This is a genomic window from Thauera aromatica (assembly GCF_023093595.1).
In the GTDB taxonomy this organism is placed as follows: Bacteria; Pseudomonadota; Gammaproteobacteria; order Burkholderiales; family Rhodocyclaceae; genus Thauera; species Thauera aromatica_A.
Window position 1 is genome coordinate 32033 of sequence record NZ_JALLIK010000093.1, and the last position, 16523, is coordinate 48555.

At 66.6% G+C, this 16523-nt stretch carries 13 protein-coding genes; 10 read left to right on the forward strand and 3 right to left on the reverse strand.

Annotated features, from left to right (window positions below; all coding sequences use genetic code 11):
* The first annotated feature begins 203 nt into the window (after window positions 1-203).
* Window positions 204-1787 (forward strand): benzoate--CoA ligase, encoded by a 1584-nt coding sequence (gene bclA / locus MXC99_RS06530; RefSeq protein WP_247724683.1) that lies wholly within the window; start codon window positions 204-206, stop codon window positions 1785-1787.
* A 151-nt stretch (window positions 1788-1938) separates the two neighbouring features.
* Here the strand turns inward: bclA and boxA are convergent, their stop codons facing one another.
* From boxA to boxC, 3 genes are all read right to left on the reverse strand, one after another.
* Entirely contained in the window at window positions 1939-3189 is a 1251-nt protein-coding gene (gene boxA / locus MXC99_RS06535) for a benzoyl-CoA 2,3-epoxidase subunit BoxA (protein WP_247724684.1), read from the reverse strand.
* Between the two features lie 109 nt (window positions 3190-3298).
* A complete protein-coding gene (gene boxB / locus MXC99_RS06540) occupies window positions 3299-4720 on the reverse strand; it encodes a benzoyl-CoA 2,3-epoxidase subunit BoxB (RefSeq protein ID WP_247724685.1) in 1422 nt (473 codons plus the stop codon).
* Window positions 4721-4793: 73 nt separating this feature from the next.
* Window positions 4794-6458 carry a 2,3-epoxybenzoyl-CoA dihydrolase gene (boxC, locus tag MXC99_RS06545; RefSeq protein ID WP_247724686.1) on the reverse strand — a complete coding sequence of 555 codons (1665 nt, stop codon included), beginning with the start codon at window positions 6456-6458 and terminating at the stop codon, window positions 4794-4796.
* 389 nt (window positions 6459-6847) lie between these two features.
* On the opposite strand from boxC, the gene MXC99_RS06550 reads away from it, so the two are divergent.
* The 9 genes from MXC99_RS06550 to MXC99_RS06590 all read left to right on the forward strand — a co-directional run bounded on the left by MXC99_RS06550 (window position 6848) and on the right by MXC99_RS06590 (window position 16459).
* Entirely contained in the window at window positions 6848-8425 is a 1578-nt protein-coding gene (locus MXC99_RS06550) for a 3,4-dehydroadipyl-CoA semialdehyde dehydrogenase (protein WP_247724687.1), read from the forward strand.
* Window positions 8426-8597: 172 nt separating this feature from the next.
* Window positions 8598-9065, forward strand: a complete 468-nt coding sequence (locus MXC99_RS06555) for a DUF4863 family protein (protein WP_247724688.1) — start codon at window positions 8598-8600, stop codon at window positions 9063-9065.
* A gap of 184 nt (window positions 9066-9249) precedes the next feature.
* Complete coding sequence (locus MXC99_RS06560) at window positions 9250-10848, forward strand: benzoate-CoA ligase family protein (RefSeq protein ID WP_247724689.1); 1599 nt, start codon at window positions 9250-9252, stop codon at window positions 10846-10848.
* Between the two features lie 155 nt (window positions 10849-11003).
* Window positions 11004-12185 carry an ABC transporter substrate-binding protein gene (locus MXC99_RS06565; protein ID WP_247724690.1) on the forward strand — a complete coding sequence of 394 codons (1182 nt, stop codon included), beginning with the start codon at window positions 11004-11006 and terminating at the stop codon, window positions 12183-12185.
* 118 nt (window positions 12186-12303) lie between these two features.
* On the forward strand, window positions 12304-13170 hold the full coding sequence (locus MXC99_RS06570; protein WP_247724691.1) for a branched-chain amino acid ABC transporter permease: 867 nt from the start codon (window positions 12304-12306) through the stop codon (window positions 13168-13170).
* Window positions 13171-13173: 3 nt separating this feature from the next.
* The gene (locus MXC99_RS06575; RefSeq protein WP_247724692.1) at window positions 13174-14145 is read left to right on the forward strand and encodes a branched-chain amino acid ABC transporter permease; all 972 of its coding nucleotides are present in this window, start codon (window positions 13174-13176) and stop codon (window positions 14143-14145) included.
* Complete coding sequence (locus MXC99_RS06580) at window positions 14138-14893, forward strand: ABC transporter ATP-binding protein (protein WP_247724693.1); 756 nt, start codon at window positions 14138-14140, stop codon at window positions 14891-14893. The genes MXC99_RS06575 and MXC99_RS06580 overlap by 8 nt, the downstream gene beginning before the upstream one ends.
* Entirely contained in the window at window positions 14886-15599 is a 714-nt protein-coding gene (locus tag MXC99_RS06585) for an ABC transporter ATP-binding protein (protein ID WP_247724694.1), read from the forward strand. The genes MXC99_RS06580 and MXC99_RS06585 overlap by 8 nt, the downstream gene beginning before the upstream one ends.
* A gap of 86 nt (window positions 15600-15685) precedes the next feature.
* Window positions 15686-16459, forward strand: a complete 774-nt coding sequence (locus tag MXC99_RS06590; RefSeq protein ID WP_247724695.1) for an alpha/beta fold hydrolase — start codon at window positions 15686-15688, stop codon at window positions 16457-16459.
* Window positions 16460-16523: the final 64 nt, after the last annotated feature.

The window sequence follows — 16523 nt, forward strand, 5'->3', positions numbered from 1 at the left end:
TAGTGCAGGGCTGAGGGGGGCTGGAAATCGGCCCATCTGCCTTGTTTTGTCGGGCATGCTATATATCGCATGCATTGTTGGATTTCAATCCTTTCTGGAGCAGGGCGCTTGCTTGACAGTGCTTCATCTGAGTGTATTCTGCTGCATATTTTGCTGGTTATCATGCATTTTATTGCATTTCGTAAATCGTCAAGGAGAGCAGCATGTACACTCTGAGTGTGGCCGATCACAGCACCACGCCGCCCGTCATCAAGATCCCGGAGCGCTACAACGCCGCCGATGACCTGATCGGGCGCAACCTGCTTGCCGGGCGTGGAGGAAAGACGGTCTACATCGACGATGCCGGCTCCTACACTTACGACGAACTGGCCCTGCGCGTGAATCGTTGCGCCAGCGCCCTGCGTACGACGCTGGGGCTGCAGCCGAAGGACCGCGTGCTGGTGTGCGTCCTCGACGGCATCGACTTTCCCACCGCCTTCCTCGGTGCGATCAAGGGCGGGGTCGTGCCGATCGCGATCAACACCCTGCTCACCGAGAGCGATTACGAATACATGCTGACCGACAGCGCGGCCCGCGTCGCCGTGGTGTCGCAGGAACTGCTGCCGCTGTTCGCCCCGATGCTCGGCAAGGTGCCGACGCTCGAGCACCTCGTGGTCGCCGGCGGTGCCGGCGAGGACAGCCTGGCGGCCCTGCTCGCGACCGGCTCCGAGCAGTTCGAGGCGGCGCCGACGCGGCCCGACGACCACTGCTTCTGGCTCTACTCTTCCGGCTCCACCGGCGCGCCCAAGGGCACGGTCCATATCCATTCCGACCTGATCCATACGGCCGAACTCTATGCCCGCCCGATTCTCGGCATCCGCGAGGGCGACGTGGTGTTTTCGGCGGCGAAGCTGTTCTTCGCCTATGGGCTGGGCAACGGCCTGATCTTCCCGCTCGCGGCGGGGGCCACCGCGGTGCTGATGGCCGAGCGCCCGACGCCGGCCGCGGTGTTCGAGCGCCTGCGCCGCCACCAGCCGGACATCTTCTACGGCGTGCCCACGCTCTACGCCAGCATGCTGGCGAACCCGGACTGTCCGAAAGAGGGCGAACTGCGCCTGCGTGCCTGCACTTCGGCCGGTGAGGCCCTGCCCGAAGATGTCGGCCGGCGCTGGCAGGCGCGTTTCGGCGTGGACATCCTCGACGGCATCGGCTCCACCGAGATGCTGCACATCTTCCTGTCGAACCGGGCCGGCGACGTGCATTACGGCACCAGCGGAAAGCCGGTGCCGGGGTACCGGCTGCGGCTGATCGACGAGGAAGGGGCCGAGGTCACCGCCGCCGGGGTCGCGGGCGAGCTGCAGATCAGCGGCCCGAGTTCGGCGGTGATGTACTGGAACAACCCGGAAAAGACCGCCGCCACCTTCATGGGCGAATGGACGCGCAGCGGCGACAAGTACCTCGTCAATGAAGAGGGGTATTACGTGTACGCCGGGCGCAGCGATGACATGCTCAAGGTGAGCGGGATCTACGTGTCGCCGATCGAGGTCGAGTCGGCGCTGATCGCACACGAAGCGGTGCTCGAGGCCGCGGTGGTGGGTTGGGAGGACGAGGACCACCTGATCAAGCCGAAGGCCTTCATCGTCCTCAAGCCCGGCTACGGTGCGGGCGAGGCGCTGCGTACCGACCTCAAGGCCCACGTCAAGAACCTGCTGGCGCCGTACAAGTATCCGCGCTGGATCGAGTTCGTCGACGATCTGCCCAAGACCGCCACCGGCAAGATCCAGCGCTTCAAGCTGCGCAGCGCCTGAGCGCGGGCGGTTTCGGCAGGAACCTGGGCCCGGGCCGGGCGCAGGTGCGGCGGCAGCCGCGAGGGACAGCGTCGTGTCCGTCGCGGCTGCCGTTTTTTTGCGCCGGCCGGGGCGAGTGGCGCCGGGGGGATCGCGGCGCTTGTCGCGTGTGTCAGTAAGTTTCGACGTGGAAACGGCCCTTGGCCAGCAGTTCCGGGCGCAGGGCTTCCCAGTCCGCGCCGTGGGCGCGGCAGATGTCGCGGAAGGCTTCGAGGACGCCGGCTTCCATGCCCTTCAGGCCGCAGATGTAGATGAACGCGTTGTCGTCGGTGAGCATGCGGAACACTTTGTCGGCACGCTCGCGGATGCGGTCCTGGACGTAGCGCTTGGGTTCGTCGGGGACGCGCGAGAAGGCGAAATTGATGTCGATGAAGTCTTCCGGGAGCTTTTTCAGCGGGCCGAAGTAGGGCAGTTCGCCGGGCGCGCGCGCACCGAAGAACAGCATCAACTCGCCGCCTTCTTTCTGCTCCATGCGCCGGCGGCGGCGTTCGGTCATCGCCCGCATCGGTGCCGAGCCGGTGCCGGTGCAGATCATCAGCAACGACGAACCCGGGTGGTTGGGCATCAGGAAGGTCGAACCGTAGGGGCCGGTGACCTGGACCTTGTCGCCCTTTTTCAGGTCGCACACGTAATTGGAGGCGATGCCGCGGGCGGGGTGGCCGTCGTGATCTTCGGTGACGCGCTTGACCGTCAGCGACAGGTTGTTGTGGTGCGGGCGCTCGCCTTCACGCGGACTGGCCACCGAGTACATGCGCAGCAGGTGGGGCTTGCCGTTGGCGTCGGTGCCCGGCGGGATGATGCCGATCGACTGGCCTTCGAGCACCGGGAAGGGGGTCGCACCGAAATCGAGGACGATGTGGTGGATGTCGCTGGAGGCGTCCTCCGCGGTCAGCCGGTAGTTGCCGGAGACCGTGGCAGTGAGCGGCCGGGCGGGCGTGTACAGATTGACGTAGGGATGGGACGCCGACCACGGTGCCAGTGCCGGCCCGCCCTGGCCGGCGGTGGCGACGTCGGTGATCTGCTGGACTTCGGGCGGGGTTTCCTCGCCACTGAGGGCCCCCAGGGTGGCCTCGAAATTGTCGAACTCGGTGGTGTCGGGCAGCGCGTCCCAGGAAAGCTGCTCTTCGATCGTGTATGGGCGGGTGCCGTCGACATTGCGCCAGGAGTCGATCGCGCCGGTCGGACAGGGCGAGATGCAGGCCAGGCAGCCCTTGCAGACGTCGAACTTGACCACGTAGTTGCGGGCGTCGTGCGTGATCGCGTTGATCGGGCACATTTCTTCGCAGGTGTTGCAGCGAATGCAGACCTCGGGGTCGATCAGGTGCTGACGGGCGATGGTGGCGTGCTCTGCGGGCGCGTTCATGGCGGGTCTCTTCCTTGGCGGGTGGAGCGGCAGCGAAGGCAGTGCCGCGGGCGTGTCGATCGTTTCGGCGCGAAGCGGGGCCGCCGCGCGAGGGCGGCCCCGTTCGTGCTCAGTTGAAGCGGACGTAGTCGAAGTCGACCGGCTTGTTGTTGATGCCGCGCGCCGGGGGGGCGATCCAGTTGGCGAACTTGCCCGGCTCCAGGCAGCGGCCCATCAGCGAATGCACGTACAGGCGGTCCTCGTCGCTGGGCAGCCAGTTCAGGTGCTGGTGGGTCCATTCGGCTTCGGACAGCAGGCGGCCGTCGGGGCTGACATGGACGTCGGCGAACATGCCGATCGCGCGGTGGAAGCCCTTGTGCGGCAGGGTGAAGCGGAAGTCGAAGCCGAACTTGGCCGGGATGCGGTTCCAGCGGTCGATGCCGGCCTGCACATCGGCGATCCAGTCGTCGCGCAGGCGCTCGTTGAGCGCGGACAGCGCTGCCACATGGCGGGCGAGGATCTTGTCGCCTGCGACGTCCATCACTTCGTATTCGGCGTTCTGCAGCTTGTGGTCGTCGGCGATCTTGGTTTCCTCGAAGCGCCCTTTCAGCCCGGTGGTGTAGTAGGTGGCGGCGTTCGACGACACTTCGTTGCCGTACAGGTCGCTGGTGACGCTGAAGTGGAAGTTCAGGTACTTCTGCAGCGTCGGCAGGTCGATGACGCCGGCGGCGCGCAGCTTGTCCTTGTCGTCGGTCTTGAGTTGCTGCATCACTTCGCAAGTGCGCTGGATCACGCGGGCAATGCCGGATTCGCCGACGAACAGGTGGTGCGCTTCCTCGGTGAGCATGAACTTGCAGGTGCGCGCGAGCGGGTCGAAGGCCGATTCGGCGAGCGAGGCGAGCTGGTACTTGCCGTCACGGTCGGTGATGAAGGTGAACATGAAGAACGACAGCCAGTCGGGGGTCTTCTCGTTGAACGCGGTGAGGATGCGCGGGTTGTCCTCGTCGCCCGAGCGCCGCTCGAGCAGGGCCTCGCCTTCCTCGCGGCCGTCGCGGCCGAAGTGCGCGTGCAGCAGGTAGACCATCGCCCACAGGTGGCGGCCTTCCTCGACGTTCACCTGGAACAGGTTGCGCAGGTCGTACAGCGAGGGCGCGGTGAGGCCGAGGTGGCGCTGCTGCTCGACCGAGGCCGGCTCGGTGTCGCCTTGGGTGACGATGATGCGGCGCAGCGTCGAGCGGTATTCGCCCGGCACTTCCTGCCACACGTCTTCGCCCTTGTGGTCGCCGAAATGGATCTTCTTGCCCTCTTCCTGCGGGGCGAGGAAGATGCCCCAGCGGTAATCGGGCATCTTGACGTGGTCGAAATGCGCCCAGCCGGTCGGGTCGACGCTGACCGCAGTGCGCAGATAGACGTCGTAGTTGGTCGAGCCTTCCGGGCCCATGTCCTGCCACCAGTTGAGGAAGGCCGGCTGCCAGTGCTCCAGGGCGCGCTGCAGGGTCTTGTTCTCCGACAGGTTGACGTTGTTCGGGATGCGTTCGCTGTAGTTGATCATGTCTCTACTCCTCGATGGGGAATGTGCCGGCCATGGTGGGGAGATCACGGCCGGCATGGGGGTTACATCCGGCTTACACCCGGTTCCAGTCGAACTGCGCCTTCTTACCCGAACCGAAGAGCTTCAGCGCGCCGTTCTCGCCGACCGCGTTGGGGCGGATGAAGATCCAGTTCTGCCACGCCGACAGGCGGCCGAAGATGCGCGTGTTCATGGTCTCGGTGATGCCGAAACGCAGGTTCGCTTCCAGCCCGGTGAGCGCATCGGGCGACAGGCTGGCGCGTTCCTCGCAGGCGATGCGCACTTCGTCGGCCCAGTCGAGGTCGTCCGGGATCGCCGTCACCAGGCCCAGCGCCATCGCCTCGGCCGCGCTGAGCAGCTCGCCCTTGCGTGCCTTCACCGCCGCCACCGGGCCCTCTTCCTGGTAGAAGCGGGCGGCGATGCGCGACAGGCCGTTGACCATCGGCAGGGGGCCGAAATTCATCGCTGTGAGGCCGATGCGGTTGGCGCCGTCCTCGTCGTCGCGCAGGTAGCTGCGGTCGGCGGCAAGGGCGATCTCGAGCAGGGTGCCGGCAAAGCACGAGCCCGGCTCGATCAGCGCGTAGAGGCTGCGCGAGGACACGTCCAGGCGCGCCAGGGTGCGGCGCAGCATGCCGATCGTCTCGCGCACGAACCAGTGCTGCCGGTGGGCGACGAGGGTGGCGTCGATGTCCATCACGACTTCGGCATCGCCCTCGGTACGCAGCCGCCACAGGCCGATGTCGAGGTGGTTGGTGCGCAGGTTGAGGATCGCGTCGTCGAGTTCGCGCGCCATCTTCAGCGGCCACCAGTCGGCGCCCTGGGCTTCGATTTCGGCGACCGTGGTCGCGGTGACGGCGGCCGGGGCGCGCACGGTCAGGGTCACGCTGCGGGCGGCGGCGTCGATCGCGGCATCGACGAATTCATAGTGATAGCCGGCGGCATCGACGCTGCGCTCGAGGGTCGGCAAGGCCACTCCTTTCGCCCCGGCGGGGCGGTCGGAGCCGGCGGCGAGCGCCTGCGCGCGTTCGGCGATGTGCTCGGCGAACTGCTGCTGCTTGACCACGGCATCGACCAGGCGCCACTCCACCGCGCGCTTGCCGCGCACGCCTTCGGAGATGGTGCAGAAGATGTCGGCGTGGTCGCGGCGCACCTTGCGCTTGTCGGTGACCCGGGTCAGCCCGCCGGTGCCCGGCAGCACGCCCAGCAGCGGCACTTCGGGCAGCGACACTGCGGAGTTGCGGTCATCGATGAGCACGATCTCGTCGCACGCCAGCGCCAGCTCGTAGCCGCCGCCGGCAGTGGTGCCGTTGCACGCGGCGATGAACTTGAGGCCGGAGTACTGGCTGGAATCCTCGATGCCGTTGCGCGTCTCGTTGGTGAACTTGCAGAAGTTCACTTTCCAGGCGTGGGTGGAGACGCCCAGCATGTAGATGTTGGCGCCGGAACAGAAGATCTTCGGCTTGCCCGAAGTGAACACCACGCTGCGCACCGACGGGTGCTCGAAGCGGATGCGCTGGAGCGCGTCGTGCAGTTCGATGTCGACGCCGAGGTCGTAGGAGTTCAGCTTCAGCTTGTACCCCGGGCGGATGCCGGCGTCTTCATCGATGTTCAGGGTCAGGGTGGCGACTTCGCCGTCCACTGCGAGCGACCAGTGCTTGTATCGCGACGGCTCGGTGCGGTAATCGACGGCGTCCTGTTTCACGGTGCTTGCTGTGTCCACGTTCGTCTCCTCCTCAAAGGGGTTCGGCCGGGGCGGGGCCGTTTTGATGCTGAAAGTTTCGTCTGTCTTCCGCTTTTGGGGTGCGGGGTGCTTGGGGCCGCAAATCGCGAGCCGTGGTTGAACAATAGTGCAGCTCGTTTTTTGAGTCAACACAAATAGTGCATTTTTTTTCTTGTGATCTCTGTCTTTATGCGACGGATTTCTGTTTCTCTCCCGCGTTGCTGCCGTATTCTGATCTAAAGGTTATTTATAAGCATTAAATTTAGAGTTTGCATGCAAGATAGTGCTTGACTCGCAAGAGAATGAAGGTACTCTATGAGCACATAGAGGCGGCCTCGGGTTTGGTGGCCGGTGTGGCCCCTGTCACCAAGTACACAATAGGAGACGACATGAAACTGGCAAATCATCTATGCGGGCGGTGGCAGGAAGGCGGCGGAGAAGGCCTTTCCTTGCTCGACCCGGTGAGCGGAGAGCCGCTGGTGTCGGTTTCTTCCGAAGGGCTGGATCTGGCCGAGGCGCTGGCGTTCGCCCGTCGTGAGGGGGGGCGTGCGCTGCGCGCCATGACCTACGAGATGCGCGCGGCGGCGCTGGCCAAGGTGGCCGATGTCCTCCAGGCGAAGCGCGCCGACTACTTCGACATTTCCCTGCGCAACTCCGGCGCGACCGAGGCCGACGCCGGTTTCGACGTCGATGGGGCGATCTTCACGCTGAAGGCCTATGCGCGTGCCGGCAAGGTGCTCGGCGCTGGGCGCTGCCTGCGCGAGGGCGCGCGCGTGCCGCTGGCCAAAGACGGCGTGTTCCAGGGGCAGCATTTCCTCGTGCCGATGAGCGGTGCGGCGATTTTCATCAACGCCTTCAATTTCCCGGCCTGGGGGCTGTGGGAAAAGGCCGCTCCCGCGCTGCTTGCCGGCATGCCGGTGTTCGTCAAGCCGGCCACGCCCACGGCCTGGCTGGCGCAGCGCATGGTCGCCGACGTGGTCGAAGCCGGTGTGCTGCCGGCCGGCGCGCTCAGCATCGTCTGCGGATCGGCGCGCGATCTGCTCGATCATGTGGGCGAATGCGACGTGGTGTCCTTCACCGGCTCGGCCGACACGGCGGCGCGGATCCGTAACCATCCGGCCGTGGTCGCACGTGCGGTGCGCATCAATGTCGAGGCCGACAGCGTCAACAGCGCCATCCTGGGGCCCGACGCGGTGCCGGGAAGTGCGGAATTCGATCTGGCGGTGAAGGAAATCGTGCGCGAGCTTTCGATCAAGGCCGGGCAGAAATGCACCGCGATCCGCCGCGTGCTGGCCCCGGCGCCGGTGGCGCGGGCGCTGGCCGACGCCGTCGCCGCCCGCCTTGCGGCGATGCCGGTGGGCAATCCGCGCACCGCCGGAGTGCGGATCGGGCCGCTGGTCAGCAAGGCGCAGCAGACCGCGGCCCTCGCTGGCCTGGCGAAGCTGCGCGAGGAGGCCGAAGTGGTGTATGGCGGCGACCCGGATTTCGTTCCGGTCGACGCCGATCCCCGGCAGGCCGCCTTTGTCCAGCCGACGCTGCTGTTTTGCGAGAAGGGACTGGCAGCACGCTACGTGCACGATGTCGAGGTGTTCGGCCCGGTGGCGACCGTCCTGCCATACACCGATGCCGCCGAAGCGGCGGCGATCGCACGTCGCGGCGGTGGCTCGCTGGTGGCTTCGGTGTATTCGGCCGATCCGGCCTTCGTCGGTGCGCTGGTGCCGGCGATCGCCGATCTCCATGGCCGCATCATGGTGGTCGACGCGGCGGTCGGGAGCAATCACACCGGGCATGGCAACGTGATGCCGACCTGTCTGCACGGCGGCCCCGGACGGGCCGGCGGCGGTGAGGAACTCGGCGGCCTGCGTGCGCTGGCGATGTATCACCGCCGCCATGTCGTGCAAGGCGGGCCGGCGGTGCTCGAGCTGCTGTCGCAAGAGGCGGCCGATGCGGCTTTGCTTGGCGCCTGAGTCCGGCCCATCTACCCTTGAAGGCAGGGGAAGGCCCCCGTCGGCCGGTCGAATGACGCATTCCCGGCGAGGGGCGGGTGGTGTCGGGCGGTTGCACCCGCCATCGTCCGCCTCGCCCGCCATCGCCGCCCTGCCGGACTTCCCGAGTGTTGCACCTGAAAGGAGTGTCTGCATGACCCCTGAACATTTTCAGCAGCTGATTGCCGGCGTTACCCGTGAAATCGAAGGCCGGGCGCTCGACGCCGCGCTCGCCGATTTCCTCAACCAGCGCTTTCCGGCCCATGGCGCGGAATTCCGTGCCATTGCCGAGGCCTGTGCGCAGGCGGTGGCGGCAGGCTGGATGTGCGACCGCGAGCACGGGGGGATCCGCTTCGGCCGGGTCATCAAGCCCTGCCCGGAACTGGCCGGCTTCAGCGTGGACGTGGTGGAAATGGCGGATGTGGCCGGCCCCCATCACGTTCATCCGCAGGGCGAAATCGACATGATCATGCCGCTCGAAGGCGATGCGAAATTCGACGGCCATGGTGCCGGCTGGTTCGTCTACGGCCCGGGCAGTGCGCATTGTCCGACCGTCAGCGGCGGGCGCGCTCATGTCCTGTACCTGCTGCCGCAGGGCTCGATCGAGTTCACCCGCCGGTAGCGGCAGCGGGTGCCAGCCGTGATCCCGTGTTGGTTTTCATCACCCTCAACCCCAACCCGGGCCCGCCGGCAAAGGCCGACATCGAGATCGGCCAGGGCGGGAGTGCCGGCTCCGGAGCGGGCGCCGCCGCCCGCTCCGGAACTCGACCGGGCCCCCGACCAAGCCAACCAAGGAGGAGACCTCCATGCCTACACTGAGTGCGGCGGATCACACCGCGAGTCCGCCCGAAATCCGCATCCCGCGCCACTACAACGCAGCCGACGACCTGATCGGCCGCAACCTGGACGCCGGCCGCGGTCCCAAAATCGCCTATATCGACGACGAGGGGCGCTATTCCTTCGATGAGCTGGCGCGCCGGGTGAATCGCTGCGGCAGCGCTCTCGGCGAGGTGCTCGGCCTGCGCCGGGAAGAGCGGGTGCTGATGTGCGTCCACGACACCATCGACTTTCCCACGGTTTTCCTGGGCGCCATCCGTGCCGGCATCGTGCCGATCGCGGTCAATACCCTGCTCACCGCGAGCGACTACGAATACATGCTGACCGACAGCCGGGCCCGCGTCGCGATCGTGTCCGAGCCACTGATGGCGGTGTTCGGCCCGCTGCTGGGCAAGGTGCCGACGCTCGAGCGCATCATCGTCGCCGGCGATCCCGCGGCCGGGGCGGACAGTCTGGCGGCACTCCTCGCGCAGGGGCGGGAGGCCTTTCCCGCTGCGCCGACCGTTGCCGATGACGCCTGCTTCTGGCTCTATTCGTCCGGATCGACCGGTGCGCCGAAGGGCACCGTGCATATCCACTCCAGCCTGATCCATACCGCCGAACTGTATGCGCGCCCGGTCCTCGGCATTCGCGAAGACGACGTGGTGTTTTCGGCGGCGAAGCTGTTCTTCGCTTACGGCCTCGGCAACGGTCTGACCTTTCCGCTGGCGGTGGGCGCCACCGCGGTGCTGATGGCGGAGCGGCCGACTCCCGCTGCCGTGTTCGAGCGCCTGCGCCAGCACCGCCCGACGATCTTCTACGGCGTACCCACGCTCTATGCGTCGATGCTGGCCAGCCCGGACTGCCCGGCGCGCGGCGAACTGAATCTGCGGGCCTGCACTTCGGCCGGTGAGGCCCTGCCCGAGGAGATCGGCCGGCGGTGGACGGAGCGTTACGGGCTGGACATCCTCGACGGCATCGGTTCTACCGAGATGCTGCACATCTTCCTGTCGAACCGCCCCGGTCAGGTGCGCTACGGCACCAGCGGCAAGCCGGTGCCGGGCTACCGGGTACGCCTGATCGATGATGCCGGCAATGAGATCACCGCGCCCGGTGAGCCCGGTGAGCTGCAGATCAGCGGTCCGACTTCGGCCGTGTATTACTGGAACAACCGGGAAAAGAGCCGCGCCACCTTCCTCGGTGAATGGACGCGCAGCGGCGACAAGTACCTGCTCGACCAGGACGGCTACTACGTCTATGCCGGGCGCAGCGACGACATGCTCAAGGTGAGCGGGATCTACGTGTCGCCGATCGAGGTCGAGTCGGCGCTGATCGCGCACGAAGCGGTGCTCGAGGCCGCGGTGGTGGGCTGCGAGGACGAGGACCGCCTGATCAAGCCCAAGGCCTTCATCGTCCTCAAGCCGGGCCTGGAGGCCGACGAGGCCTTGCGCGAGACGCTGAAAAACCACGTCAAGGCTATGCTTGCGCCCTACAAATATCCGCGTTGGATGGAGTTCGTGGAAGAGCTGCCGAAGACCGCGACGGGCAAGATCCAGCGTTTCAAGCTGCGTGGGATGGGCGCACGGTGATGGCGGGAAATGTTCGCGTGAATCGTTGATGAAACGATTAAAAAATATTATACAATCGCGACTGAACTGGAATTCACCGTGTTGCCGGTGGAGTCCGAGAAAGCGGCGGGCAGTTCTGCCTGCCATGTAAATGGATGAACCAGGAGGAGAGTCACATGAGCAAGCAGAAACTGATGCAGCGCATGGCCGGTGTTGCTGGAGTCGGCCTGATGGTCTTGCTGCCGGTGGGAGGAGCCTACGCGGCGGACAAGGTCAAGGTCGGCCTGATGCTGCCCTACACCGGGACCTACGCCTCGCTGGGCAATGCGATCACCAACGGGTTCAAGCAGTACGTGGCCGAGCAGGGCGGCAAGCTGGGCGGGCGCGAGGTCGAATACTTCGTCGTCGATGACGAGTCCGACGCCGCCAAGGCCACCGAGAACGCCAACAAGCTGGTCAAGCGCGACGAAGTCGACGTGCTCGTGGGCACGGTGCACTCGGGCGTGGCGCTGGCGATGGCCAAGGTCGCGCGCGACACCAAGACCCTGATGATCATCCCCAACGCCGGGGCCGACGAGCTGACCGGGCCGCTGTGTGCGCCGAACGTGTTCCGCGTGTCGTTCTCGGCCTGGCAGCCGGCCTACGCGATGGGCAAGGTGGTGGCCGAGCGCGGGCACAAGAACGTGGTCACGGTAACGTGGAAATACTCGTTCGGCGAACAGTCGGTGGCCGGCTTCAAGGAGGCCTTCGAGCAGGCCGGCGGCAAGATCGCCAAGGAGCTCTACCTGCCCTTCCCGAACGTCGAGTTCCAGCCCTTCCTGACCGAGATCGCCGGCCTCAAGCCCGATGCGGTGTTTGTGTTCTTCGCCGGCGGCGGCGCGGCCAAGTTCGTCAAGGACTACGACGCGGCGGGGCTCAAGAACAGCATCCCGCTGTACGGTTCGGGCTTCCTCACCGACGGTACGCTGGAGGCGATGGGCGGTGCGGGCGAGGGCGTGATGACCACCCTGCACTATGCCGACGGCCTCGATACCGAGAAGGACAAGGGTTTCCGCACTGGTTACGCCAGCGCCTACAAGATGCAGCCCGACGTCTATGCGGTGCAGGGCTATGACGCCGCCCAGCTGCTCGGTGCAGGCCTGGCCAAGGCGCCGGCGGGCAAGTTCGACAAGGACGCGGTGATGAAGGCGATGAGCGCGGCCACGGTCGATAGCCCGCGCGGCGCATTCACCCTGTCGAAGGCCAACAACCCGGTGCAGGACATCTACCTGCGCAAGGTCGAAGGCAGCCAGAACAAGGTGGTCGGCGTCGCCGCGCCCAAACTGGCCGATCCCGCACGCGGCTGCCGCATGAACTGATCGCTGCGCCGATCGCGTCGCCTGCGCCGGCCGTGCCGGCGCAGGGTTTTCCTTCCCACGCACTTTCATCCACCGTATCCCGCCGCCCTGGGCGAGTCCGGGAGGGGGAGGCCCAAGCATGGATTTCGTTTCCTTCCTGATCCAGATCCTGAATTCGCTGCAGTACGGACTGCTGCTGTTTCTGGTGGCCAGCGGGCTGACGCTGGTGTTCGGGATCATGGGCATCATCAACCTGGCGCACGGCAGCTTCTACATGATCGGCGCCTACATGGCGTTCGCGCTCACCAGCGCGACCGGCAACCTGATGCTGGCGATCGTGCTCGGCATTCCGCTGGCGTTCGCCTTCGGGGCACTGCTCGAGAAGCTGCTGTTCGTGCATCTGTACAAACGCGACCACCTGCAGCAGGTGCTGCTCACCTACGGGCTGATCCTGATCTTCGAGGAGCTGCGCAGCCTGAGCATGGGCGACGACGTGCACGGGGTCGACATCCCGGCGCTGTTCTCGGCCTCGATCCAGCTTTCGGACACCCTGTCCTACCCGGTGTACCGGATCGTGATCTCGGTGGTGTGCGTGGCGCTGGCCGCCGGGCTGTGGTGGCTGATGCAGCGCACCCGGCTGGGGATGATGATCCGCGCCGGCTCGCACAACCGCGAAATGGTGCAGGCGCTCGGCGTCAACATCGACCTGCTGTACCGCAACGTGTTCGCCCTCGGCGTGGCGCTGGCCGCGCTCGCCGGCATGCTCGCCGCGCCGGTGTCCTCGGTGTATCCGGGCATGGGCGGCAACGTGCTGATCATCTCCTTCGTGGTGGTGGTGATCGGCGGCATCGGCTCGGTGTGGGGGGCGCTGGTGGCGGCGCTGCTGGTGGGCTTTACCGACACCTTCGGCAAGGTGCTGGTGCCCGAGTTCGCCGGACTGGCGGTGTACCTGGTGATGGCGGTGGTGCTGCTGTGGCGCCCCGAAGGCATCTTCAAGAAAGGCTAGGCGATGAATTCCAGAATCCCGTTGTTTCTACAACTGCTCGCGCTGCTCGTGCTGATCGCCTATCCGCTGTACGGTTCGAGCTTCTACGTCGAGATGCTGGCCAAGACGCTGGTGATGGCGATCTTCGCCATGAGCCTGGCGCTGCTGGTGGGCTTCACCGGGCTGGTGAGCCTCGGGCATGCGGCGTATTTCGGCATCGCCGCCTACGTCGTGGCGCTGGTGACACCCAAGTACGACCCGGCCAGCTTCTGGCTCGCCTTCCCGGCCTCGGTGCTGGCCGCGGCGCTGGCCGCGCTCGTGATCGGGCTGTTCGTGCTGCGCACCAAGGGCATCTACTTCATCATGGTGACGCTGGCCTTCGCCCAGATGGCCTACTACATCTTCCACGACACCCCGCTGGGCGGAGGCTCGGACGGAATCTACCTGAACTTCAAGCCCGATGCGGCGATCGGCGGCTGGGTGCCGTTCGACCTGAACGAGCCGCTGCAGATGTACTACTTCATCCTGGCGGCGATGGTGGCGGTGTTCGTGCTCTTGAAGCTGGTGCTGCGCTCGCCCTTCGGGCGCGTGCTGGCGGGCATCCACAGCAACGAGCACCGCATGCAGTCGCTGGGCTACGCCACTTTCCGCTACAAGCTCGCCGCGTTCACGCTGGCCGGCGCGCTGGCCGGGGTGGCGGGCTTCCTGTACGCGGTGCTGTTCGGCTTCGTCACCCCCGAGTACCTGTCGTGGCACCAGTCGGGCAACGTGCTGATGATGGTGATCCTGGGCGGCATGGGCAGCCTGGCGGGGGCGGCGGCCGGGGCGTTCGCCTTCATCGGCCTGCAGGAGCTGTTTACCGATCTGAGCAAGCACTGGCAGCTGCTGATGGGCAGCGTGATCGTGCTCGCGGTGCTGTTCATGCCGGACGGGCTGGCCGGGCTGCCCAAGCGGGTGATCCGCATGATCAACTGGGGAGAGGACAAGAATGGCTGAGGCAATGCTCGTGGCCGACCGCCTGACCCGCCACTTCGGCGGGCTGACGGCGAACGAAGAAGTGTGCATCACGCTCGAGCGCGGCACGCTGCACGCTTTGCTCGGCCCCAACGGCGCGGGTAAGTCGACCTGCATCAACATGCTCTCGGGCGATCTGCCGCCCTCGTCCGGGCGCATCCTGCTCGGCGGCCGGGACGTCACCCGGCTGTCGGCGGCGGCGCGCTCGCACCTGGGGATCGGGCGCAGCTACCAGCGCACGAACATCTTCCCGCAGTTCACCGTGCTCGAGAACTGCCGCCTGGCGGCGCAGTCGCGCCGGCCGCGGCCGTGGAAGATCTTCACCGACGCCCAGCGCCTGAGCGACACCGTCGAGCGCGCGCGCGCGGCGGTCGTCGAAGCCGGGCTGGGCGGGCGCGAGGCGCGGGTGGCGGGCACGCTGTCGCACGGCGAGCAGCGCCAGCTCGAGATCGCGATGGTGCTGGCGACCGACGCCAAGGTGCTGCTGCTCGACGAGCCGCTGGCGGGCATGGGCTCGGAGGAGTCGGCGAAGATGGTCGAGCTGCTCCGGGGGCTCAAGGACGGGCGCGCGATCCTGCTCGTCGAGCACGACATGGACGCGGTGTTCGCGGTCGCCGACACGATCACGGTGATGGTCAACGGCGCGGTGCTCGAATCGGGCCCGCCGGCGCAGATCCGCAACAGCGCCGAAGTGCAGGCCGCTTACCTGGGAGAGGACGAACATGTCTGAGACGCTGCTCGAAGCGCACGACCTGCACACCTACTACGGTTCGAGCCACATCCTGCACGGGGTCGATTTTCACATCGCGAAGGGCGAGGCGCTCGGCCTGATGGGGCGCAACGGCATGGGCAAGACCACGCTGATCCGCTCGATGCTGGGGCTGGTGCGTCCGCGCCACGGCACGGTCAAGGTCAATGGCGACGACATGACCGGGGCGAGCACGCACCGCATCGCCCTGCGCGGCATCGCCTACGTGCCCGAGGGGCGGGGGATCTTCCCCAACCTGAGCGTGCGCGAGAACCTGGTCATGGCCGCGCGCGCCGGCGTCGACGGCCAGCGCACGTGGACCTTCGAGCGCGTGATGGAGACCTTCCCGCGCCTGGGCGAGCGCCTGTCCAACGGCGGCGGCCAGCTCTCCGGGGGCGAGCAGCAGATGCTCACCATCGGCCGCGCGCTGATGACCAACCCCGACCTGCTGATCTTGGACGAAGCCACCGAGGGCCTGGCGCCGCTGATGGTGAAGGAAATCTGGAACGTGGTCCGCACCATCCGCGAAACCGGCATCGCCACCGTGATCGTGGACAAGAACCACGCCGCGGTGACCGCGCTCACCGACCGCTCGATGATCCTGGTCAAGGGCCAGGTCGTCTTCGACGGCCCCAGCGCGGCGGTGCGCAACGACCCGGAATTGATCCAGAAGCATCTCGGCGTCTGAAAATAACACGCAGGGGGCCGCCCACCGGGCCGGCTCCCGCACCGGCCGCCCGCCAAGGGCGGCACCCCAAACGGAGTTTGTTCACGATGAAGACAGTCGGTATCGGCGGCACCCGCCTCGAATACGTCCGATTGCCCTCGGCACATCCGCGCGAGGGCGCCCCCGCGATCGTTTTCCTCCACGAAGGGCTGGGCTCGGTGGCGATGTGGCGCGATTTTCCGCAGCGCGTGGCCGATGCGACCGGATGCGAGGCCATCGTCTATTCGCGCGCCGGCTACGGCCGCTCCGATCCGGCGACGCTGCCGCGCACCGTGCGCTACATGCACGACGAAGGGCTGACGGTGCTGCCGGCGCTGCTTGCCGAGCTCGGCGTCGAGCGCCCGCTGCTGTTCGGGCACTCGGACGGCGGCTCGATCGCGCTGATCTGCGCCGGCGGGACCGACGTTGCGCTCTCCGGGCTGATCCTGATGGCGCCGCACGTGATGGTCGAGGACATCTCGGTTGCCAGCATCGCCGCCGCCGGGCAGGCGTGGACCACGACCGACCTGCCGTCCCGGCTGGGGCGCTACCACCATGACGTCGAGGCGGCCTTTCGCGGCTGGAACGACATCTGGCTGCACCCGGATTTCCGCGCCTGGAACATCGAGCAATACCTGCCGGGGATCACCGTGCCGGTGCTGGCGATCCAGGGCGAGGATGACGAGTACGGCACGATGGCGCAGATCGAGCGCATCGCCGCGCAGGCGCGCGACGTGGAACTGTGCCGCCTCGCCGATTGCCGGCATTCGCCGCACAAGGACCAGCCGCAGGCGGTGCTCGACACCGTTGCCGCTTTTGTCGAGCGCGTGCTCGAAGACTGAATACCGGATGGCCAGGACATCCTGCACCCCACTCATGGACGGAAGCACGACCACGCTCCGCGTC

Bases quoted from the DNA above. Each gene is read 5' to 3' on its own strand.
- MXC99_RS06580 (WP_247724693.1), top strand. From the start codon at position 14,138: ATGGCTGAGGCAATGCTCGTGGCCGACCGCCTGACCCGCCACTTCGGC.
- MXC99_RS06565 (WP_247724690.1), top strand. From the start codon at position 11,004: ATGAGCAAGCAGAAACTGATGCAGCGCATGGCCGGTGTTGCTGGAGTC.
- bclA (WP_247724683.1), top strand. From the start codon at position 204: ATGTACACTCTGAGTGTGGCCGATCACAGCACCACGCCGCCCGTCATC.
- MXC99_RS06555 (WP_247724688.1), top strand. From the start codon at position 8,598: ATGACCCCTGAACATTTTCAGCAGCTGATTGCCGGCGTTACCCGTGAA.
- MXC99_RS06590 (WP_247724695.1), top strand. From the start codon at position 15,686: ATGAAGACAGTCGGTATCGGCGGCACCCGCCTCGAATACGTCCGATTG.
- MXC99_RS06560 (WP_247724689.1), top strand. From the start codon at position 9,250: ATGCCTACACTGAGTGCGGCGGATCACACCGCGAGTCCGCCCGAAATC.
- MXC99_RS06550 (WP_247724687.1), top strand. From the start codon at position 6,848: ATGAAACTGGCAAATCATCTATGCGGGCGGTGGCAGGAAGGCGGCGGA.
- boxA (WP_247724684.1), bottom strand. From the start codon at position 3,189: ATGAACGCGCCCGCAGAGCACGCCACCATCGCCCGTCAGCACCTGATC.
- MXC99_RS06570 (WP_247724691.1), top strand. From the start codon at position 12,304: ATGGATTTCGTTTCCTTCCTGATCCAGATCCTGAATTCGCTGCAGTAC.
- MXC99_RS06575 (WP_247724692.1), top strand. From the start codon at position 13,174: ATGAATTCCAGAATCCCGTTGTTTCTACAACTGCTCGCGCTGCTCGTG.
- MXC99_RS06585 (WP_247724694.1), top strand. From the start codon at position 14,886: ATGTCTGAGACGCTGCTCGAAGCGCACGACCTGCACACCTACTACGGT.
- boxB (WP_247724685.1), bottom strand. From the start codon at position 4,720: ATGATCAACTACAGCGAACGCATCCCGAACAACGTCAACCTGTCGGAG.